18 protein-coding genes are annotated in these 20,415 nt (G+C 74.6%); 10 read left to right on the forward strand and 8 right to left on the reverse strand.

Annotation, left to right across the window (positions count from 1 at the left end; all coding sequences use genetic code 11):
• The first annotated feature begins 54 nt into the window (after nucleotides 1–54).
• Both BD833_RS05570 and BD833_RS05575 read left to right on the forward strand, forming a co-directional pair.
• Nucleotides 55–1,014 carry a LysR family transcriptional regulator gene (locus BD833_RS05570; protein WP_166532143.1) on the forward strand — a complete coding sequence of 320 codons (960 nt, stop codon included), beginning with the start codon at nucleotides 55–57 and terminating at the stop codon, nucleotides 1,012–1,014.
• An 85-nt stretch (nucleotides 1,015–1,099) separates the two neighbouring features.
• Nucleotides 1,100–2,356 carry an MFS transporter gene (locus BD833_RS05575; protein WP_208092364.1) on the forward strand — a complete coding sequence of 419 codons (1,257 nt, stop codon included), beginning with the start codon at nucleotides 1,100–1,102 and terminating at the stop codon, nucleotides 2,354–2,356.
• A gap of 51 nt (nucleotides 2,357–2,407) precedes the next feature.
• Here the strand turns inward: BD833_RS05575 and BD833_RS05580 are convergent, their stop codons facing one another.
• Together BD833_RS05580 and BD833_RS05585 are read right to left on the reverse strand one after the other, a co-directional pair.
• Nucleotides 2,408–3,658: a kynureninase gene (locus tag BD833_RS05580; RefSeq protein ID WP_208092365.1), complete on the reverse strand. Its 1,251-nt coding sequence runs from the start codon at nucleotides 3,656–3,658 to the stop codon at nucleotides 2,408–2,410.
• A complete protein-coding gene (locus BD833_RS05585; RefSeq protein ID WP_166532145.1) occupies nucleotides 3,651–4,535 on the reverse strand; it encodes a tryptophan 2,3-dioxygenase in 885 nt (294 codons plus the stop codon). Before BD833_RS05585 ends, BD833_RS05580 begins: the two co-directional genes overlap by 8 nt.
• Here BD833_RS05585 and BD833_RS05590 point away from each other — a divergent pair.
• Nucleotides 4,534–5,385 carry an alpha/beta hydrolase gene (locus BD833_RS05590; protein WP_208092366.1) on the forward strand — a complete coding sequence of 284 codons (852 nt, stop codon included), beginning with the start codon at nucleotides 4,534–4,536 and terminating at the stop codon, nucleotides 5,383–5,385. The two genes, BD833_RS05585 and BD833_RS05590, sit on opposite strands and share 2 nt — an antisense overlap.
• A gap of 4 nt (nucleotides 5,386–5,389) precedes the next feature.
• On the opposite strand, the gene BD833_RS05595 is transcribed toward BD833_RS05590, so the two are convergent.
• Nucleotides 5,390–6,259 (reverse strand): polysaccharide deacetylase family protein, encoded by an 870-nt coding sequence (locus tag BD833_RS05595; RefSeq protein WP_166532146.1) that lies wholly within the window; start codon nucleotides 6,257–6,259, stop codon nucleotides 5,390–5,392.
• 136 nt (nucleotides 6,260–6,395) lie between these two features.
• On the opposite strand from BD833_RS05595, the gene BD833_RS05600 reads away from it, so the two are divergent.
• The gene (locus BD833_RS05600; RefSeq protein WP_166532147.1) at nucleotides 6,396–7,235 is read left to right on the forward strand and encodes a sulfite exporter TauE/SafE family protein; all 840 of its coding nucleotides are present in this window, start codon (nucleotides 6,396–6,398) and stop codon (nucleotides 7,233–7,235) included.
• 76 nt (nucleotides 7,236–7,311) lie between these two features.
• Here BD833_RS05600 and BD833_RS05605 read toward each other — a convergent pair whose 3' ends face one another.
• Nucleotides 7,312–7,986: a hypothetical protein gene (locus BD833_RS05605; RefSeq protein WP_166532148.1), complete on the reverse strand. Its 675-nt coding sequence runs from the start codon at nucleotides 7,984–7,986 to the stop codon at nucleotides 7,312–7,314.
• A gap of 288 nt (nucleotides 7,987–8,274) precedes the next feature.
• Here BD833_RS05605 and BD833_RS05610 point away from each other — a divergent pair, with 288 nt between their 5' ends.
• Nucleotides 8,275–8,658 (forward strand): phosphotriesterase family protein, encoded by a 384-nt coding sequence (locus BD833_RS05610; protein ID WP_279535997.1) that lies wholly within the window; start codon nucleotides 8,275–8,277, stop codon nucleotides 8,656–8,658.
• 152 nt (nucleotides 8,659–8,810) lie between these two features.
• Complete coding sequence (ggt, locus tag BD833_RS05615; protein ID WP_166532150.1) at nucleotides 8,811–10,679, forward strand: gamma-glutamyltransferase; 1,869 nt, start codon at nucleotides 8,811–8,813, stop codon at nucleotides 10,677–10,679.
• Nucleotides 10,680–10,765: 86 nt separating this feature from the next.
• Here the strand turns inward: ggt and BD833_RS05620 are convergent, their stop codons facing one another.
• Complete coding sequence (locus BD833_RS05620) at nucleotides 10,766–12,157, reverse strand: alpha/beta fold hydrolase (protein WP_166532151.1); 1,392 nt, start codon at nucleotides 12,155–12,157, stop codon at nucleotides 10,766–10,768.
• A gap of 289 nt (nucleotides 12,158–12,446) precedes the next feature.
• Here BD833_RS05620 and BD833_RS05625 point away from each other — a divergent pair, with 289 nt between their 5' ends.
• Nucleotides 12,447–14,552, forward strand: coding sequence for an ATP-binding SpoIIE family protein phosphatase (locus BD833_RS05625; protein WP_166532152.1), 2,106 nt, complete (start codon nucleotides 12,447–12,449; stop codon nucleotides 14,550–14,552).
• Between the two features lie 67 nt (nucleotides 14,553–14,619).
• Here the strand turns inward: BD833_RS05625 and BD833_RS05630 are convergent, their stop codons facing one another.
• A complete protein-coding gene (locus BD833_RS05630) occupies nucleotides 14,620–15,009 on the reverse strand; it encodes a universal stress protein (protein ID WP_166532153.1) in 390 nt (129 codons plus the stop codon).
• A gap of 170 nt (nucleotides 15,010–15,179) precedes the next feature.
• On the opposite strand from BD833_RS05630, the gene BD833_RS05635 reads away from it, so the two are divergent.
• From BD833_RS05635 to BD833_RS05645, 3 genes are all read left to right on the forward strand, one after another.
• Entirely contained in the window at nucleotides 15,180–16,157 is a 978-nt protein-coding gene (locus BD833_RS05635) for a patatin-like phospholipase family protein (RefSeq protein WP_166532154.1), read from the forward strand.
• A gap of 98 nt (nucleotides 16,158–16,255) precedes the next feature.
• A complete protein-coding gene (locus tag BD833_RS05640) occupies nucleotides 16,256–17,485 on the forward strand; it encodes a YihY/virulence factor BrkB family protein (protein WP_166532155.1) in 1,230 nt (409 codons plus the stop codon).
• Between the two features lie 66 nt (nucleotides 17,486–17,551).
• Entirely contained in the window at nucleotides 17,552–19,021 is a 1,470-nt protein-coding gene (locus tag BD833_RS05645; RefSeq protein WP_166532156.1) for an HNH endonuclease signature motif containing protein, read from the forward strand.
• Nucleotides 19,022–19,035: 14 nt separating this feature from the next.
• Here the strand turns inward: BD833_RS05645 and BD833_RS05650 are convergent, their stop codons facing one another.
• Both BD833_RS05650 and BD833_RS05655 read right to left on the reverse strand, forming a co-directional pair.
• On the reverse strand, nucleotides 19,036–19,506 hold the full coding sequence (locus BD833_RS05650) for a heme-degrading domain-containing protein (protein WP_166532157.1): 471 nt from the start codon (nucleotides 19,504–19,506) through the stop codon (nucleotides 19,036–19,038).
• Nucleotides 19,507–19,537: 31 nt separating this feature from the next.
• Complete coding sequence (locus BD833_RS05655) at nucleotides 19,538–20,401, reverse strand: siderophore-interacting protein (RefSeq protein ID WP_166532158.1); 864 nt, start codon at nucleotides 20,399–20,401, stop codon at nucleotides 19,538–19,540.
• Nucleotides 20,402–20,415 lie beyond the last annotated feature (14 nt).

Below are 20,415 nucleotides of genomic sequence, written 5' to 3' on the forward strand. Positions count from 1 at the left end.
GGGAAGACGGAATGCCTGATGACGGCCATCGACGGGATGGATACGGTGCCGCTCGTGAACCTCGCGAGCCTGGACCTCAACCTGCTCGTGTCCCTGGACGCGCTGCTCCAGCAGCGCAGCGTCACGCGGGCCGCGGCGCAGATGGGGCTCAGCCAGCCGGCCCTCTCCGCCTCGCTGGCCCGCCTCCGCCGCCACTTCGACGACGAGCTGCTCACCCGCGTCGGCAACGAGTACCGGCTGACGCCGCTGGCGGTCCAGCTCAAGGAGCTCGCCCGGATCGCCCTGTCGGGGGTGGAGCGGGTGTTCTCCGCCCAACCCGAGTTCGACCCGGCGTCCTCGACCCGCGAGTTCACCCTGCTGGTCAGCGACTACCTGGTTGCGGTGCTCGGCGACACCGTGGCCGGCCTGCTGGCGGAGGAGGCGCCCAACACCCGGCTGCGGCTGAGCACGCACTCACCGGCGGTCGTCGACCGGGCGGAGCAGGCGCTGCTCTCGGCCGACCTGCTCTTCCTGCCGCCCGGCTTCCTCACCGACCTGTCCCGCCGGGACCTGTACCGCGACGAGTGGGTCTGCGTGGTGGCCGCCGACAACCCCGTCGCGGACGTGGGCCTGACGGTCCAGGACCTGGAGACGCTGCCGTGGGTGGCCACCTACCACGGGCCGACGGCGTCGACGCCGGCCGCGCGCCAGATGCGCATGCTCGGCATCGAGCCGCACGTCCAGGTCGTCGTCGAGAGCTTCCTGACCGTGCCGGCCCTGATCGCCGGCAGCGACCGGATCGCCCTGCTGCAGCGCAGGCTCGTCGACCTGCTGCCGCTCAACACCGGCATCCGGGCGCTGCCGTGCCCGTTCGACGCCGGCCCGCTCATCGAGGCGATGTGGTGGCACCCGGTCTTCGACGACGACCCCGAGCACGGCTACCTCCGCGACCTCGTCGCGCGGGCGGCCGACCTGGCGGTGGGGGAGCGGTCGGTCGCTATAGACCCGACTGATGGTGGCCAGCACGAGAAGTGATTTCCGCTCGGCGTCCGGCGTCCCGACACTTCACCGCCAGTGATGCCGGTCACCCGGACCGGCACGCCCGTCGATGGAGACGCCCGTGTCGGAGAACGTCCTGAGCCCTGAGCGCCCGGCCGAGGAGCCGCTCGTCGGCGAGGTCGCCGTCGATCCCGCCACCGGCCGCCCGGCCGGCCGCGCGCAGGCGCTGGTCCTGCTGCTGTCCAGCTGCCTGGCCGTCCTGGGCGCCGTGCTGCTCGCGCCGGTGCTGCCCCGCATCCAGGACGCCTTCGCCGACACCCCCGGGGTGGAGGCGCTGGCACCGATCGTGCTCACCGCCCCGGCGCTGGTCATCGGCCTCACGGCGATGATCGCCGGCCGGATCGTCGACCGGGTCGGCCGCAAGCGCCTGCTCGTCAGCTCGCTGGTGGTCTACGCCGTCGTCGGGACGGCGCCGCTCTGGCTGCCGTCGCTGGAGCTCGTCGTCGCCAGCCGCGTGCTGCTCGGGCTCACCGAGGCGGCGATCATGACGTGCTGCACGACGCTGCTGGCCGACTACTTCCACGGCTCCCAGCGGGAGAAGTACTTCGGGTTGCAGGTGGTCTTCACGACCGTCGCCGCGACCATCTTCTTCGCGGTCGGCGGTGCTCTCGGCGCGGCGAACTGGCGGACGCCGTTCTGGCTGTACGTGGTCAGCCTGCCGCTCGCGGTCGCGGCCGCGAAGCTGATCTGGCAGCCGGCTCCGCGGGCCCAGGCGGCGGCGCGCGCCTCGACGCTGCCGGGTCTGCCGTGGCACCGGCTCGCCGCGCCACTGGGCGTGTCCCTGCTGGGCGGGCTGGTCTTCTACGTGCTGATCGTCCAGCTGTCGTTCAAGCTCGACGACATCGGCGTGGAGTCGACGGCGGTCATCGGCGCCGCCAGCGCGATCGCCTCGCTCGGCACCGCGGTCGGCGGGATCCTGTTCGCCCGCCTCGCCCAGCGGGGTCCGGCGGTCCTCGTGCCGCTGGCCTTCGGCCTCTCCGGGATCGGCATCATCGGGCTCGGCCTGTTTTCGACGGTCCCCGCCGTGATCGGGTTCGCCGTGGTCACCGGCTTCGGCAACGGGCTGATCCTTCCCTCGCTGCTCACCTGGGCGCTGGGCTCGCTGGGCTTCGAGCAGCGCGGCCGCGGAACCGGCGCCTGGACGTCGGTCTTCTTCATCGGCCAGTTCGTCTGCCCGCTCCTCGTCCTCGCGCTCACCGGTGCCATCGGCGGCCTCGGCCCGGCGATCGCCGTCCTCGGCGCGGTGTCCCTGGCAGTCGCCGTCGGGGTCCGCCTGCTGCGCCCGGTCGGGTCAGGGAGCCCGGTCGCCGCGCACTGACCGGCCGGCGGCCCCGCGGGATGCCGCGGGGCCGCCGGGCGTGCCCGCCGGTCAGTCGCGCCGGCGCCCGAGGAGCTCCGCGACGTGCCCGAGCGCCGCCGCGACCTCGGTGAAGCTGGTGCTCAGCGGCGAGAGGCCGATCCGCAGCCCGCGCGGCCGCCGGAAGTCGGGGATCACCCCCCGCCGCCACAGCTCGTCGACCACCTCGCGCATTCGGTCGTGCTCCAGGGTCACGTGGCCGCCGCGCCGCTCGGGGTCGCGCGGTGAGGCGACGACGACGCCCAGCGGGGCGAGCACCTCGTCGGCGACCGCCACGGTGAACTCGGTGAGCAGCACGGACTTGGCCCGGACGGCGGGCATCCCGGCCCGCTCGATGAGGCCCAGCATGTCCTCGACCGGGATCATCCCGAGGATCGGCGGCGTCCCGCTGAGGAAGCGGCGGATGCCCTCGGCCGGGACGTAGTCCGGCCCCATCGCGAACGGCTCGGCGTGCCCCATCCACCCGCTGATGGGCTGGGTGAGCTCGGCCTGGAGCCGCCGGGCGACGTAGCCGAACCCCGGCGCGCCGGGGCCGCCGTTCAGGAACTTGTAGCTGCAGCCCACCGCGAGGTCGACGCCGGCGTCGTCCAGCCGCAGGTCGACGACTCCGACCGCGTGGCTGAGGTCCCAGAGCACCAGGGCGCCGGCGGCGTGCGCGGCGGCGGTGATCCCGGGCAGGTCGGCGATGTAGGCGGACTTGTAGGCGACGTGGCTCAGCAGCACCACCGCCGTCCGGTCCGACAGCAGGGCCGCGACCTCGGCCGGCTGCACCCCGGTCGCGGGGTCCGGCTCGATCCAGCGGATCGTCCGGCCGGTCTCCGCGGCGACCGAGGTGAGCACGAAGCGGTCGGTCGGAAAGTTCTCGGTGTCGGCGATGATCTCCGGGCGGTCGGGCCGGGCGTCGACCGCGGCGCGGAGCAGCTTGTAGAGCAGCACCGTCGTCGAGTCGCCGACGACGGTCTGCCCCGGTGCCCCGCCGAGCACGACCCGCCCGATGCGGTCGCCCACGACGGTCGGGCGCTCCATCCACCGCTCGTCCCAGGCCCGGATCAGCCGCTCGCCCCACTCACCGTCGACGAACCGGGCCAGCCGCTCGCGGGTGGCCGCCAGCGGACGGCCGAGCGAGTTGCCGTCGAGGTAGGCGACCACGCCCTCGGGCAGCACGAACTCGGCGCGGAAGGCGGCCAGGGGGTCGGCCGCGTCGAGGTCGGCAGCGCGGGCGACGACCTCGGCCGGCAGGGCGCGCACGACGTCCTCAGGCACCGATCCCGCTCCGCACCGTGTACAGCTCCGGGAAGAAGGTCAGGTCCAGCGCCCGCTTGAGGAAGTCGACGCCCGAGCTGCCGCCGGTCCCGGTCGCGAAGCCGATGGTCCGCTGCACCGTGCGCAGGTGGCGGAACCGCCACAGCTGGACGGCGTCCTCCAGGTCGACGAGGTCCTCGCAGGTGGCGTACTGCGGCCAGTGCGCCGCGGTGTCCTCGTAGATCGCCCGGTGCACCGGCACCAGCGCCGGATCTTCCACCCAGGCCCGGCGCACGTCGCGGTCCAGGACGTGCTGCGGCACGGCGTGCCCGGCGCGGGCCAGGTGGCGCAGGAAGGCGTCGTACACCGTGGGGGAGTCCAGCAGCTCGGCAAGCAGCTCCTGGGCCACGGGGCGGCCGCGGAAGACCTGGAGGAGCCGCTCGTCCTTGTTGCCGAGGATGAACTCCACGGCCCGGTACTGGAACGACTGGAAGCCCGACGAGTGACCGAGGACGCCACGGAATTCCGCGTACTCGCTGGGGGTGAGGGTGGCCAGGACCGACCACTGCTCGGTGAGGGTGCGGAAGACGTGCTTGACCCGGGCCAGGCCCTTGCGGGCGCGGGGGACGTCGTCGGCGTCCAGGTGCGCCCGGACGGCGCGCAACTCGTGCAGCGAGAGCTTCAGCCACAGCTCGGTGGTCTGGTGCTGGATGATGAACAGCGGCTCGTCGTGGTGGTCGCTGATCGGCCGCTGCGCCGACAGCAGCGTGTCCAGCGCCAGGTAGCCGCCGTAGTCCATCTCCGCCCGGAAGTCGGTGCGCACCCCCTCCTCCACGGTGCGGACGCCGTCCTCGATCGCCCTGCTCTTCTCGATCGCCCTGTTCTCCTCGATCGCCATGCCACCCTCCTCCGCCCGCGGCACCGCACCCCCGGCGGCCGCCGGCCGCCGCGCTGCGATGCTCGCGCCCATGCTCTCGCACCCCTCGCCCGAGGACCGCTCCGTGCTGACCCGTCCGGCGTCGGCGCCCGACGAGGTGCTCCGGCACGGCCCGGACGCCGAGCAGGTGGCCGACGTGCGACTCGCGCGAGGGCCCGCCGGCGACCGGCCGGTGGTGGTGCTGGTGCACGGCGGCTTCTGGCGGCCCGAGTACGACCGGGCGCATCTGGGGCCGATGGCCGAGGCGCTGGCCGCGGCCGGCTGGCCGACCGTGACGCCGGAGTACCGGCGGGTCCCCGGCCACCCCGGCCTGGCGGTGCAGGACGTGCTCGCGGCGGTGCGGGCGGTCGCCGGCCGGCCGGACCTCACCCGCGGCCGGCGGGTCCTGCTGGCCGGGCACTCCGCCGGTGGGCACCTCGCGCTCCTGGCCGCCGCACTCCTGACCGCCGCCGTCCCCGAGCCGGCGGAGGCGCCGGCCGGGGTGCTCGCGCTGGCACCGGTGGCCGACCTCGTGCGCGCCCAGGAACTCGGCCTGGACGGCGACGCGGTGGTGGCGTTCCTCGGCGGGGACGCCGCGACGCGCCCCGACCTGGACCCGGCGCGGCTGCCCGCCCCGGCGGGTGCGGTCCGGATCCTGCACGGCGACGGCGACGGCGTCGTCCCGGCGGAGGTGAGCCGCTCCTACGCCCGGCGGCACCCCGCCGCCGTGCTGACCGAGGTCCCCGGCGGGCACTTCGCCGTCATCGACCCCCGCAGCGCCGCCTGGCCGGCGGTGCTCGGCGCCCTCGAGGACCTGGCCGCAGGAGCCTGACCGGTCAGAACGCCGACTCCAGCGCGGCGAGCAGCGCCGGCCCGTCCCAGGTCGGCGGGGGCATGATCCGGCGGATCGTGAGCAGCGGGTACGCCGGGTCCTGCGGATCGGCCAGCTGGAAGGCCGCCCGGTAGCCGGCCGCCTCGACCCGCGGCAGCGCCTCCGGCGACCACATGCCGTGGGGGTAGGCCATGACGTCCACCGGGTGGCCGAGGATCCCGGCCAGCTCGGCGCGCGGCTGGTCCAGCTGCACCGCCCACGCGTCCCCGGTCAGCTGGTCGACCCGCTGGTGGTCCCAGCTGTGCGCGCCGATGGTCATGCCGGCCGCGTCGAGCTCGCGCAGCTGGTCGGCGCTCAGCCAGTCGGTCTTCCCGAGGACCACGGTCATCGGGAAGAAGGCGCCCGGCCAGCCGAACTCGCGGAGCACCGGGAGGGCCACCGAGTGGTGGGTCGCCGAGCCGTCGTCGAAGGTGAGCAGCACCGGCCGGTCGGGCAGCGGTGCGCCGAACTGCAGGTGGTCCAGCAGGTCGGGGACGCCGATGGCGGTCCGCCCGCCGTCGCGCAGCGCCTGCAGCTGGGCGCGGAACACCGGCGGCGGCGTGATGATCGTGCGGGCGTAGGCGCTGTCGTCGGCGCGGGGCTCCCGCAGCTGGTGGAAGCACAGCACCGGCACGGTGGAGCGGGCCAGCACCTCCTGCGCCGTCGCGGGGGTCGGCGGCGCGCTGGAGGACGGCGGCGCGGCCGGGGGCGCCGGGTCGGGGGCCGGCGGCCGGGAGCTGCGGCTCGTCGGGGGAGCCGCCGGGTCGGCGCCGGGGGCGGAGCAGGCGCCGAGCAGGCCGGCCCCGGCCGCGGCGAGGAAGGTTCGTCGGCGCACGGGCCCACCCTCGCGGTCGGGCTCCCGCCGGGGCAAGGGGCCGCGCGGCATGCCCCCGGTGACGGGTTCCCCGGCGCGGCCCCTACCGTGGGCGCGCGTGCCCGCGGTGGGCTCGGGACGGGGGGTTCGGAGCCGGATGGGAGACGTCTTCTCCGGCGACCTGCTGCCCGAGGGGCTGCTTCCCGAGGGCCTAGGCCCCGGCGTGCTGGTCCTGCTGCTCCTGGCCGCGCTGGCCGCCGGGTGGATCGACGCCGTGGTCGGTGGCGGGGGGCTGGTCCAGCTGCCCGCGCTGCTGCTCGTCCCGGGGATGAGCCCGGTCCAGGCGCTCGCGACGAACAAGCTGGCGTCGATCTTCGGGACGACGACCAGCGCGGTCACCTACTACCGCCGGGTCCACCCCGACCTGCGGACCGCGCTGCCGATGGCCGTGATCGCCCTGGTCGGCAGCTTCGCCGGCGCGTCGGTGGCCGCGGCGCTGCCGGCCGCGGTGTTCAAGCCGGTCATCGTCGTAGCGCTGATCGCGATCGCCGCCTTCACCCTGCTCCGCCCGTCGCTGGGAGAGGTCACGGCGCTGCGGCACTCCGGCCGGCGCCACTACGGCACGGCCGCGGTGGTCGGGGCCGCCATCGGTTTCTACGACGGGATCCTCGGCCCGGGTACCGGCTCCTTCCTCGTCTTCGCCATGGTCCTGACCCTCGGCTACGACTTCCTGCACGCCAGCGCCAAGGCCAAGATCGTCAACGTCGCCACCAACCTGGGCGCGCTGCTCTTCTTCGCCCCGCACGGAGCGGTCCTCTGGGGGCTGGGGATCCTCATGGGCGCGGCCAACATGCTCGGCGGCTACCTGGGCTCCCGGACGGCGACGACCCGCGGGAGCGGCTTCATCCGGGTGGTCTTCCTCGTCGTCGTCACCGCGCTGATCACCCGGCTGGGCTGGGACGTGTGGACGGAGAACCTCCGGCCGCTGCTCGACTAGTTGGACTCACCGGACAGGTTGGTCAAGCAGGTGATGGAACTCAGCACGCGCGTGAGGCCAGGCGAGATCAGTACGCCTAAGCCGGGCGCCAGCCGAGTATGTGGCTCTCATAGGGTGACTCGCGTATTGCCCGATGCAGACGATCCGCCGCCGCAAAGTAGGTCCGGTAATCAGCGGCGAGCTCAGGGATGAGATCACGCCTCGCCAGCTCGATCGTCCCGCTTCGGATAGGTGCCTGACTGAGCTTGTTCCGGATGATGGACAGGGCGGCGTGAGTCTCCGCCAGCGCTGCCGCAACCTCCGGCTCCATCAGTGACAGGAATGGACGAAGAGCCTCATAGCTGTGGTCCGTTTTGACTCCTGTCTCTTCGAGCAGGGTCGTGATAGTCGCGATCGTGCCTATGGAAGACAGAATCTGATTGAATGCTTCCCGGAGTCCGATGAACAGTTCTCCCTCCGGCCCGTACACGTTGACGGCGTGCCCCACGTCGCCGTCATCGTGCAGAGTCGGCATTGTGGCGTTGCCGTGGAAGAAAATCCAGTGTGCAAAGACATCGCCGAGTCGAGAGATGTTCGTCACGTCGAGCGCGACGGCCGAATACAGCCGTTGAAGGGCTTGCCTGCGAGGCAGTTCAACGGCTAGCCAGTGAAAGATCCAACCGGTGAGATAGGCGAAACCGAGGCCACTGGCTCCGATGCCGAGCTCATGACCGAAGGAAAAACGCTCAGGAACGTCCGAGAGGATCGTCACGGAGAGAGCCGCTGCACCAGCGGGGACAAGCCATTGGTCCGCCGGCCGCTTCGGCCATAGTCTCGGCACGGTCGGAAGGGTACAGGGCGACTGCAGAACAGGAACGGAGCGCGTGAGGAGCCGACTTCGTGCGTACTCGCAGTGTGAGGATTGCGCTTTATGTCCACTTGGTAAAGGCGCGCTCGACTAAGGGGTCGCAGAACCCGCATTGCATCGTCGACGTCCCGAGCGCAGCGCACCTAGCGCTTCGGCAGGCACAACCGTGGTGCCCTCTTGTGGCCTCTTCGGGTGGCGGCGCGCCGCCGTTCGCGTCATGCCGTTGCGGAGTTCCAGGCGTTCGGTGCAGTATCCCGGCCCCATCGCAGAGGAGGCCGCCGTTGTCGGTCCGGCGCCCCCATCACCGTGCACACCTCCTCGCACACCGGCGCCGGCCGGCCGGCGGTGAGGGTCGTCGGTGAGGAGGGCGTCGACCTCACCAAGGTCGTCATCGAAAAGCTGCTACCTCGACTACTTCCGGGCCCGGACGCCCAGGCGGCCAAGCAGCAGATTGCGCCGAACTGGAACTACACCCACATCAGCCGGGACGTCCTGCCCATGCTCCGCGAGCGCGGGATGACCGAGGAGCAGGTCCGGCAGCTGCTGGTGGACACGCCGCGGCGGTACTTCGAGTAGCCCGCCGGGCCGCTCGGTCGGGAGCACCGGGCGCTGGCCGCCTCCGTGACGGTGCGCGCACCCTCCGCCACGGGCGCTCGGGAGTGCCTGGCGCGCCGGCTGCCCGGGGTGTCCGATGACCCCCTCGCACCGACGACGTCCGAGGAGTTTCCATGCCGCGTCCGCGTACCACGCTGCTGGCGGTCACCGTCCTGACCGGCGGCGCCCTGGCGGCCGGCGGGCCCGCCGGTGCCGCCCCCGCCGACACCGCCCCCGCCGACACCGCCCCGGCCGTCGGCAAGCCGCCGGAGAAGGCCGCGCTCGCCGTCGGCACCGGGGGAGCGGTCGCCACGGTCGACCCCGATGCCACCCGGATCGGGCTGGAGGTGCTGGCCGCCGGCGGCAACGCCGCGGACGCCGCGGTGGCGACCGCCGCCGCGCTGGGCGTGACCGAGCCCTACTCCGCGGGGATCGGCGGGGGTGGCTTCTTCGTCTACTACGACGCCGCTACCGGGACGGTCACCACGATCGACGGCCGCGAGACCGCCCCCCTGGCCATGGGCGCGGACGCCTTCCTCGACGAGGCGGGGGAGCCGATCCCGTTCGGCGAGGCGGTGGCCAGCGGGCTGTCCGTGGGGACGCCGGGCACGCCGGCCACCTGGGTGACGGCGCTGGAGGAGTTCGGCACCTGGTCGCTGGCGGAGACCCTGCGGGCTCCCGCCCGGCTGGCCGCCCGGGGGTTCGTCGTCGACGAGACCTTCCGGGAGCAGACCGCCGAGAACGAGGAGAAGTTCCGCACCTTCGCGCCGACCGCCGAGCTCTTCCTCCCCGGCGGCGCGCTCCCCGAGGTGGGCTCGGTGTTCCGCAACCCCGACCTCGCCCGCACCTACCGGCTGCTGGCCACCCACGGGGTGGAGGAGCTCTACAGCGGGAGGCTCGCCCAGGAGATCGTGCGCACCGCGCAGGACCCGCCCGAGGCGGCGGGGGTGGCCGACGTCCGGCCGGGTCTCCTGGCCGAGATCGACCTCGAGCTGTACGAGGCGCCGCTGCGGGAGCCCACGAAGATCGACTACCGCGGCCTGGAGGTCTACGGCATGGCCCCGCCGTCCAGCGGGGGCTCGACCGTCGCCGAGGCGCTGAACATCCTGGAGCCGTTCCCGCTGGACTCGCTGCCCGACGTGCCGGTGCTGCACGCCTACCTGGAGGCGAGCGCGCTGGCCTTCGCCGACCGCAACGCCTACGTCGGCGACCCGGCGTACAGCCAGGTCCCGCTGGCCGAGCTGCTCTCCGATGAGTTCGCCGCGGAGCGGGCCTGCACGTTCTCCCCGGACGCGGCGTTCGAGAAGCCGACCGCCGCCGGCAACCCGGACGGCGAGTACGAGCCGTGCCCGGCCGGGGAGGGGCCCACCGTGGGGGAGGGCGCGGAGGGGCCGTCCACCACCCACCTCACCGTCGGTGACGCGCAGGGGAACATCGCCAGCTACACGCTGACCATCGAGCAGACCGGCGGCAGCGGGATCACCGTGCCCGGCCGCGGGTTCCTGCTCAACAACGAGCTGACCGACTTCACGTTCCAGGCCGCCGACCCGACGCGGCCCGAGCCCAACCTGCCGGCGCCGGGGAAGCGCCCGCGCAGCTCCATGGCGCCGACGATCGTCCTGGACGACGGCGCACCGGTGCTGGCCCTCGGCTCACCGGGCGGCAGCACGATCATCACCACGGTGCTGCAGACGCTGGTGAACCGCATCGACCGCGACCTGGACCTCGCCGAGGCGATCGCCGCACCCCGGGCCAGCCAGCGCAACACGGCCCAGGTGAGCGCCGAGCCGGCGTTCATCGAGGCCTACGGCGAGCCGCTGCGGGCCCTCGGGCACGAGTTCACGTCGGTACCGGAGCTGGGCGCGGCCACCGGCATCGAGTACCTGCCCGGCGGGCTGATGCTGGCCGCCGCGGAGGCCGAGCGGCGCGGCGGTGGCAGCGCCGGCGTGGTGGAGCCGGCCGGGCCGGGTGCGGGGCCGATCGACCCGCCGCTGGGCGACTGAGGCACTGAAGGGACTGAGGCACTGAGGGGCTGGGGTCCGGTGCTCCCCGCGGCGGGCATCCGCCGCGGGGAGCACCGCGCCCGGTCTCAGTAGCGCGGGCCGCCCAGCGCGCCGCCGCGGTCACCGAGCCACTCGGCCGGCCGGTAGGCGTGCAGGTAGTCGGCCGCGCCCAGATCCAGCCGCTCGGCCGCGGCGTCCAGACCGCGCGGGCTCGCCGCGCCGGTCCAGCGGCCGAGCTCCACCCGCTCGTCCAGCGCGGAGACGGCGGCGACCAGCTCCGCCGGGGTGAAGCCGCAGTGCCCCAGCCGGTGCACGTAGGCCTGCCGCAGCAGCTGGTGCCGGCCGGCGTCGCGCACCGTCTCCGCGTACTCCTCCTCGACCTGGACGGGGGCGAGGACGTCGTGGGTGGTGTGGATGCTCAGCACCGGGATCTCCAGGTCCCCGGTCAGCTCCGACGTCGCCCGCGCGCGCTCCAGCGCGGCCGGGTCCGGTGCCACGTCAGCGGTGCGGGTCAGCTCGGCGAGGTCGGCCTGCAGGTCAAGCCCGGCCTCCCGGTAGAGGATCTCCACCTGCTTGCGCTCGTCGGCCGCGCCCAGGAGCGCCCGGTAGTCGACCCCCACGTTCCACGAGGGGTTGCCCCCGACGGTGTTCTCGACATCGACCCGGGCCGGGTAGGTGAAGGCGAGCCCGCCGAGCAGCTGCTCGTACTGCGCCTGCTGCTGGGCGACGTGGTCGCGCGGCCCCGGCTCCGGCTGGCCCTCGGCCCAGCGGGGCAGGTGGTACAGCGCCGCGGCGAGCGCGATCCGTGCCCGGCCCTCGGGGCTGTCCTGGCCGGCCTCCACCGCGGCGACCATCGTGTCCACGGCCGAGCCGACCGCCGCGAAGTCCCCGCCGTACCCGGCCAGCTGCACCGACTGGCCCTCGGGCACCAGTAGCTGGGCGACCGCGTGGGCGCCGTCGAGCTGGTAGTTGAGCAGGTCCACGCCGCCGTGCATGAGGCCGCAGGTCGCCAGCGCCCCGTCGATGCCGGTGCCGCCGCGCTCGGCCAGCTGACCGGTCAAGAGGCCGCCCATCGACGTCCCGAGGGCGAGGACCCGGTCGGGCTCCCCGAAGCGCTCGCCGAACGCGGCGAGCGTCTGCAGCTGGTCCACCGCGGCGGTGTCCAGGGTCCAGCCGGTGCGCTCGTAGGAGGAGCCGACGAGCGCGTAGCCCCGCGCGAGCAGCGCCTGCGCCGTCTCCTCGTCGGGAGCGTTCTGGGCGGTGTTCGGGATGCCGAGGAAGGACGGGCGGTACCCGTGGCTGTACAGGATCACGGTGCCGTTCCAGGCGGCCGGGACGTCGGCGACCCAGGTCGTCGGCTCGCCCGGGATGGTGCCCTCGACGTGCGTCGGGGCGGGATCGGCGGCGGCAGGAGGGGCGGCCACGACCGAGACGGCCAGTGCGCACGTCAGGCCGGTGACGAGGGAACGAGGGGACATGGGAGATCCTCACGACGAGGGCTGGGGGTACCAGGACGCTAGGGCTCCGCTCTGACGCGCGTCAACGAAAAGTCGAACATTTCCGTGACCCACGACATAGCGCAGGCGGGAGCAACGGGGGTCCGCCGGGGTCCGCCGGGGCCGGGACGCCGCCGTCGGCGCGCCACCGCGGTCCCGGCGGCGGGGCCGGAGGCCGCTGAGTACCCTGGCCTCTCCGCCTCGGCCGCTGCTTTCCGTTCCCGGTTGCCGATCCCTGCCGCGGCCAGGCGCAGTCGCCGGAGAGAGGGTCATGACCGAGGTGTTGTGGGCCTGCCGGCCCCGGCCGCAGCCCGACCTCCCGGCGCGCCCGGTGCTGACGGCCGTGCCCACCACGGTGGCCGAGCTCCGGTCGCTCCGGCTGGCTCTCCGCGCGTCGGCCACCGACGACGGCCCGGCCGCGGGTGCGGACGCCGACGACCTCGACCGCCTCCTGCTGGTGTTCGAGGAGCTGGTCAGCAACGCCCTGCGGCACGGCGGGTCACCGGTCGAGGTGACCGTCACCGAGGTCGCCGGGGGCTGGCTGCTCGAGGTGGGCGACGCCTCCGGGGAGGTCCCGCCGGTACCGGCCGTCGGCCGGGACGCAGCCCGCGGTGGGCTGGGGCTGTACCTGGTCGCGCAGCTCGCCGGCGCCCACGGCTGGGTGCCCGACGGGGACGGCCGCAAGGTGGTGTGGGCGCGGGTGGACGTCGCCGCACCGGCCGGGGCACCCGGCCCGCCGGATGCCACTGCTGCCGCGCCTGCCGCCCCCGCCCCCGGGGGCGCGGGCGTGCCGCCGTCCGCCGCGGGAGCGCCGTCCGACCGGCGCCCGAGGGGGGCCGCGCTGCGGCGGCTGAGCGTGGCCGTGGCCGCCGGCGTCCTGGCGCTCGCCCTCGCGCTGGCGTGGCTGACGTCGGAGGTCAACGAGAACAACAACGAGCGGCTGCTGACCCAGCAGGTCGCCGAGGTGACCACCCTGGTGTCCACCCAGGTGGCGGTCCTGGAGAGCCAGCTCGCCGACGCCGCGCAGGTCGCCGTCGTGACCGGGGGCGATCCGGACGCCTTCACCCGATTCGCCGCGGCCACGGTCCCGATGCCCGGCCTGTCGCTGTCGCTCTGGCGGGTCAGCGGGGGCGACGCCGAGCGGATCGCCGTCGAGGGCCCCGAACCGGAGCTCCCGCCCGGGCGCGCCGAGGAGTTCCTCGCCGGCCTGGAGCCGAACGGGGAGCTGGCGGTCGCCGGCATCGTCGGGGAGCCCGAGCCCCGGCTGGCGTACGCCATCGCGCCGGTCGGGGGCGACGGGGACCTCGTGGTGCACGCCGAGCTGCCGCTGAACCGCAACATCCAGGTACCCGAGGGTGATGCCTACGGCGGCCTGGACCTGGCCGTCTTCCTCGGCCCGGATCCGGATCCCGACCAGCTGCTGCAGACCACCGCCCCGCTGCCCATCGAGGGCGACGCGGCCACCCGCCAGGTGCCCTTCGGCGACAGCCGGTTCACCGTGGTGGCGGCTGCGCGCGCCTCCCTGACCGGACCGCTCTCGGCGGCGCTGCCCTGGATCGTCCTGGGGGTCGGCGCGGCGCTGGCCGCCGGCGGGGGAGCGATGGTCGAGACCATGTCGCGGCGCCGGGCGGTCGCCGAGCGGCTGGCCGCCGACAACGCGCAGCTCTACCGGCGCCAGCGCGGGATCGCCGGCACCCTGCAGCACGCCCTGCTGCCCGAGGTGCCGCAGGTCGCGGGCCTGGAGCTGGCGGCGCGCTACGTCGCCGGGATCGACGAGCTCCAGGTCGGCGGGGACTGGTACGACGTGATCCGGGGCCCGTCCGGCCGGTGGGTGTTCGTCGTCGGCGACGTCTCCGGGAAGGGCCTGCCGGCGGCCACGACGATGGCCTCGCTGCGGTACGCGGTGCGCGCCTACGTCGCGCAGGGCGACGACATCGACGTCGTCGTCCACAAACTCGGCGCGCTGCTCGACGTGCACACCGACCACCAGTTCGCCACCGTCCTGCTCGGCGAGCTGGCCCCGGACGACGGCGTGGTCCGGGTGGTCTCCGCGGGGCACTTCCCGCCGCTGCTGCTCGGCCCCGCGGGAGCGGCGCAGCTGCCCTGCCGCGTCGGTCCGCCGGTCGGGGTCGCGACCGGTGCACCGGTCGTGACCGAGACCCGGGTGGCGGGCCCCGCGACCCTGCTGGCGTTCACCGACGGGGCGGTGGAACGCCGCGGCGAGGACCTCGACACCGGCTTGGAGCGGCTGCGGTCGGCGGCGGTCGCCGCGGCCGGTCAGCCCCTTCCGGCGATGCTGGACCGGCTCATGCAGCTGCCCGTCGACGACGGCGGCCGGGACGACACGGTGCTGCTGGGCCTGCGCTGGGGGAGCTGACCGCACGCGGGGACGCCGCGGAGCCGGCGCGGGACGGGTGCCCCTCCCGCGCCGGCTCCGTCGGGGATCAAGGCTTGACGGCGAGCACCGGGCGGTCGGCGTCGAGCAGGATCCGCTGGGCACTGCTGCCCATGAGCAGCTTGCCGACGGGGGAGCGCCGCCGCAGGCCGATGACGATCACCGACGCGTCGACGTCCCGGGCCACCCGCAGCACCTCGTCGGCGGCGTCACCGGAGTGCTCCTCCTGCCGGAGGTCGAGCTGGACGCCGTCGGCCGCCGCGCGGGCGGTGATCTGCGCGATCGCGTCGTCCGGCGCGACCTCCACGCTGACCGGGGCGCCACCGCGGGCGGAGTTGAGCACCACCAGCGGCTCGGACCGGCGCCGCGCCTCCTGCAGCGCGGCGGTGAAGGCGGCCTCGCCCTCGGGGGTGGGGAGGTAACCGACCAGGACGGTCATCCGAGCTCCTCGGTGTCGCTGCGGCGCCCGGCGGATTGCCGGCGGGCGAAGGGCTGTCGCGGCGGCCGTGCCCATCATCGGCGGGCCACCACGAGGAAGCCTACGAGCACCGCCGGTACCGCGTCGGGGACGAACTGCCTGCGTGTGCCGCCCGTGGCAGGCTCGGGGCCGTGACTCGGGTGGGCCTGGTGCTCGGCGGCGGCGGCGTCGTCGGGCAGGCCTACCACTCCGGGGTGCTCGCCGTCCTGCAGCACGACGTCGGCTTCGACGCCCGCACCGCCGACGTGGTCGTGGGCACCTCGGCCGGGTCCATCACCGGCGCGCTGCTGCGGCTGGGGGTCTCCGCGGAGAACCTGGCGGCGTGGACCGTGCGGGCGCCGCTGTCGGGCACCGAGCACGTGCTCCGGCAGATGGCCGAGGCGCCGGTGCCCGAGCTCGCGCCGTTCCGCCCCTGGGAGCTGCTGCGCCGCCCGCTGCGGCTGCCCGGGCGGCACATGGTGCAGCGCGCGGTCACCCGGCCGCTGCAGTTCCGGCCGATGGCGGCCGGCATGGCGCTGATGGCGCCTGGGCGGCACGACATCCTCGAGCAGCTGGCCGCTCTCCGGGAGCTCGAGGGGCCGGGGTGGCCGGAGCCGGACCTGTGGATCTGCGCGGTGCGCCGCCGGGACGGCCGCCGCGTGGTGTTCGGCCGCAGCGGCGCGCCGGAGGCGCCCCTGCACCTGGCGATCGGGGCGTCGTGCGCCGTGCCGGGCTATTTCGCGCCGGTGACCATCGGGGGCCAGAGCTACCTCGACGGCGGCGTGCACTCGCCGACCAACGCCGCCGTCCTGCGCGGGCAGGGCCTCGACATCGTGATCGTCATCGCCCCCATGAGCGGCCCCACCGGCTGGCGGCCCGGCGTCTTCCCGGCGGCCCGCCGGTACTCCGACCGCCTGCTGCAGCGCGAGGTCAAGGCGCTGGAGGCCGAGGGCGTGCGGACCGTCGTCTTCACGCCCGGCCCCGACGAGCAGCTCGTCATGGGCAACGACATGATGTCGCGCGCCCGCCTGGACGAGGTGGTCCAGCAGTCGTTCCTGACGGCGGGCGTGCACGCGGCGGCCCCCGGCGTCGCCGAGCTGCTGCACGCCGCGGCCGGCCGCCCGGGCTGAGCCGGCCCGGACGCGGGTGCCTCCGGCGGGTGCGCCGGGTAGGGCATGCGGGCACCGCGAGGAAGGGTGGGCACCGCGAGACGGGAGGAGAGGCGCGCATGTCGGTCGTCGAACGGCTCGACGCCTTCCAGGCACGGCATCCCGCGGCCGCGCTCCCGCTGGGGGTGGCCTACAAGTTCTTCGACGACCGCGGGCCGCACCTGGCCGCGCTGATCACCTACTACGGCTTCGTCTCGCTGTTCCCGCTGCTGCTGATCCTGACCTCGGCGCTGGGCTTCCTGCTCGACGGCGACCCCGCCCTCCAGCAGCGGATCCTGGAGTCGGCGCTGTCGGACTTCCCGCTGCTGGGCACTGTTCTCGCGGAGAACATCGGCAGCTTCCAGGGCAGCGGCGGGGCGCTCGTCGTCGGCATCCTCGGCACCCTCTACGGCGGCCTGGGCGTGATGCAGGCGGCCCAGGCGGCGCTCAACCGGATCTACGCCGTCCCGCGCTTCGCCCAGCCCAACCCGTTCCTGTCCCGGGCGCGCAGCCTCCTGCTCGTCGTCGTCCTCGGGATGGGGGCGGTGGCCTCGACCGCGCTCACCGCGGTGGTGTCCACGTTCTCCGGTCTGCTGCCGGTGCCCGACGCGGTCGTGACCGCCGGTGGCACCCTGCTCAGCTTCTCGATCAACGTGGGCATCTTCCTGGTGCTCTACCAGGTGCTGGTGGCCCGACGGCTGGGCTGGCGCAACGTGGCCGTGGGCGCGGCGATCGCCGCCGTGCTGTGGGAGCTGCTGCACCTGCTGGGCGTCTACTACTTCGGGTCCTACGTGCTGCGCTCCAGCGACGTCTACGGCGTCTTCGGCGTGATCCTCGGCCTGGTGGTGTGGATCTACCTGCAGGCGCTGGTCGTGGTCCTCGCCGCCGAGATCAACGTGGTCCGCCACCGGCGGCTGTACCCCCGCTCGCTGCTCACGCCGTTCACCGACGACGTCGACCTGACCCCGGCGGACATCCGCGTCTACACCGGCTACGCGCAGAGCGAGCGGTACAAGGGCTTCGAGCGCGTGGAGACCTCGTTCCGGAAGGACGCCCCGGTGGATCCGCCGGCCGACGGCTTCCCCGGTGACGTGGCCGAGGACGAGGCGGAGGCGGCCGGCGACCCGGTACCGGAGGGCGAGTCGCTGCCGGAGGGCGACCCCGACGCGACCCCGGACCCGGCGCCCGAGGGCGAGTCGCTGCCGGAGAGGGCCCCGGGCGCGGCCGGCGACCCGGTGCCGGAGGACGCCCCGTCGCCGGACGGAGCTGCCGTGGACGGCGCATCGGAGGACGCCCGGCAGCGTCCGTGAGCGCGGGTTATCTGTCGCGAGGGCCGGCGCCCAGAAAGTGTCAGGGGTCGAACGTACGTTCGGTCCATGCAGCCGATGCGAGGGACCTCCGTGGTGGAGAGCCTGCTCGTCGACTGGGTCTACCGCCTCCCCGACGAGGACGTGGCGGGGCCGCCGGTGGAGCTGCTGGACGCCGGGCAGGTCGCCTCCGAGCTGGCCCGGCTGCAGCGCAACCGCGCCCGGGAGACCGCGCGGGAGGCGGACCTGATCCTCCGGCTGGCCGAGCTGCGCCCCGACGTCGACGACCCGCCACCGGGCACGCCGGGCGCCCGCAGCCGGACCTGGCGGACGACCGACCCGGAGTTCGCCGGGGTCAGCGAGTTCTTCCCCGACGAGCTGGCCCACGCGATCAATCTCGGCCGCGGCACCGCCGTCTTCCGTGCCCGGCGGGCCTGCACCTGGCGGGAGAAGCTGCCGGCCACGTTCGTCGCGCTGCGCCGCGGCGAGCTCGACGACCGGCGGGCCGGGGTGCTGGCCGATGTCCTGCAGCACACGACGGCCGGCCTCGCCACGGAGGTCGAGACGGCGCTGCTCCCGGAGGCTCCCGACCTGTCGCTGGCCGCCCTGCGCCGGCGCGCGCTGGCCCTGCTGGCCGCACTCGACGGTGCGGCGATGGAGGAGCGGCAGGAGGAGGCGAGGAAGGCCGCCGACGTGCGGGTCGCCGACGCCGGCGACGGGATGGCCACCCTCACCGGTGACCTGCCCGCGGATGACGCCGCGGCCTGCTTCGCCGTCATCGACTCGCTGGCCCGGATGGCGAAGGCCGACGGCGACGAGCGGCCGATCGGCGCCATCCGCGCGGCGATCCACTCGATGCTCATCCTGCGGCCGGCCGACTCCGGGTGCGGCGGGGTGCACGTGCACCTGGCCGTCACCACCACCCTCGACGGGCTGGCGAACGGCGAGGGCGGGGGAGAGGTCGAGGGGGCGCCGATCACCGCCGGCCAGCTCCGCGCCCTGCTGGCACGGGTCGGCGCCCTCGGCCTGAGCACTCCCGACGGCGGCACGCTGACCTTCGCGGTCACCGACGAGGACGGGCGGCTGCTGGCCACCCTGAGCGCCGGCGAACTCGCCCGGCTGGCGGAGCAGGGATGCCGGCGGCACCCCGGCGCCGAGTGCGGCTGCCCGGTGGCCGGCATGCCACCCGCCACCGGCTCCTACCGGCCCACCGACCGCCAGCACCGGTTCGTCGACACCCGCGACCGCCGCTGCCGCATGCCCAACTGCGGACAGCGCGCCGGGTGGGCGGACCACGACCACGTCGTTCCGCACGCGCAGGGCGGCCGGACCACCTGCACCAACCTGTGCTGCCTGTGCCGCTCCCACCACCGGCTGAAGACCTTCGCCGGCGGCTGGGGATTCCGCATGGACCCCGACGGCACGCTGCACGTCACCAGCCCGTCCGGGGTCACCCGCACCACCCGGCCACCGGGCCTGCGACTCCGCGGAGCCGGACCGCCGCCGTTCGCGCCGGCGGATGACCCGCCGCCGTTCTGATCCGCCGGGCGGCCTCAGCGGCGGAGGTGCTCCCGGATCGCGGCGGTGACCATCCGGTGGTCCTCGAGCTGGGGAAGCCCCGACACCGCGATCACCCCCACCGGGCCGACGCCCCGGACCAGCAGCGGGAACGCGCCACCGTGCGCGGCGTACCGGGCGGGGTCGAGGCCGAACTCCTCCTCGAAGGTGGTGCCGCGCTCGATGCTGGCCTGGCGCACGTGCAGCGAGCTGTGCCCGAACCGGTGGACCACCCGTGACTTGCGCTCGATCCAGGTCCAGTTGTCCGGGACTGCGCCGGTCACCGCGACGGCGAACAGGCGGGAGCCGTTGCGCGAGATCTCCACGGCGACCGGTGCGCCGTCGCGCCGGGCAGCCGCGACCAGCGAGGACCCGAGGGACCAGGCGTCGTCGTTGCCGAAGGAGTCGAACTGCAGCTCCTGCTCGTCCGCGGCGAGCTCGGCGAGGGAGGGGAAGGAGTCGGTCACCCCGCCTTCCTACCGTGCCGACCCGGCCCGGTCAGGAGGCGACCGTGTCCTCGGCCTCGATGGCGGCGTTCCACTCGGGCTTGCCGGCCTGCCAGCGGTCCTCGGTGTCGCCGCGGCGCCAGTAGCCGGACACCGACGTCCACGCCGGGTCCAGGCCGCGCTCGGCACGCAGGTGCCGGCGCAGCTCCCGGACGGCGTAGGCCTCGCCGTGCACGAAGACGTGGCCGTCGCCGGCCGGCAGCGGGACCGCCCGCACGGCCTCGACCAGGAGGGCGCCGGGCTCGGCGTCCCCGCGGTGCAGCCACCTCAGGTCCACCCCGGGGCCCGCCACCAGGTCGGCCTGCTGCTCCTCGGGGCCGGCCACCTCGATGAACACCATCGCGCGGGCGCCGGCGGGAAAGGAGTCCAGCGTGGCGGCGATGGCCGGCAGCGCGGACTCGTCACCGGCCAGCAGGTGCCAGTCGGCGTCCGGCCGGGGGGTGTAGGCGCCCCCGGGGCCCATGAACTGGATCCGGTCGCCCGGGCGGGCCGCCGCGGCCCAGGGTCCGGCCACCCCCTCGTCGCCGTGGTGCACGAAGTCGATGGTCAGCTCGCCGGCCGCGGGGTCCCAGGCGCGGACGGTGTAGGTGCGGGTGACCGGCCACTGGTCCCGCGGCAGCTCGGCCTGCACCTGGTCGACGTCGTACGGCGCGCCGTAGGCCGCACCCGGGGGCGGGAACATGAGCTTCACGTAGTGGTCGGTGAACTCACCGACCCCCAGGCCCGTCAGGCCGTCGCCGCCGAGCACCACCCGGATCATGTGCGGGGTGAGCCGCTCGGTGCGGACCACCTCGCCCACCCGTGGGGTGCGCTTGCGCCGCGGTCGCCGGTCGCCGTCCGGTCGTGGCTCGCTCATCACGACTGGCGACG

Origin of the sequence: Blastococcus xanthinilyticus (assembly GCF_008124835.1) — a bacterium.
Taxonomy (GTDB): Bacteria; Actinomycetota; Actinomycetes; order Mycobacteriales; family Geodermatophilaceae; genus Blastococcus; species Blastococcus xanthinilyticus.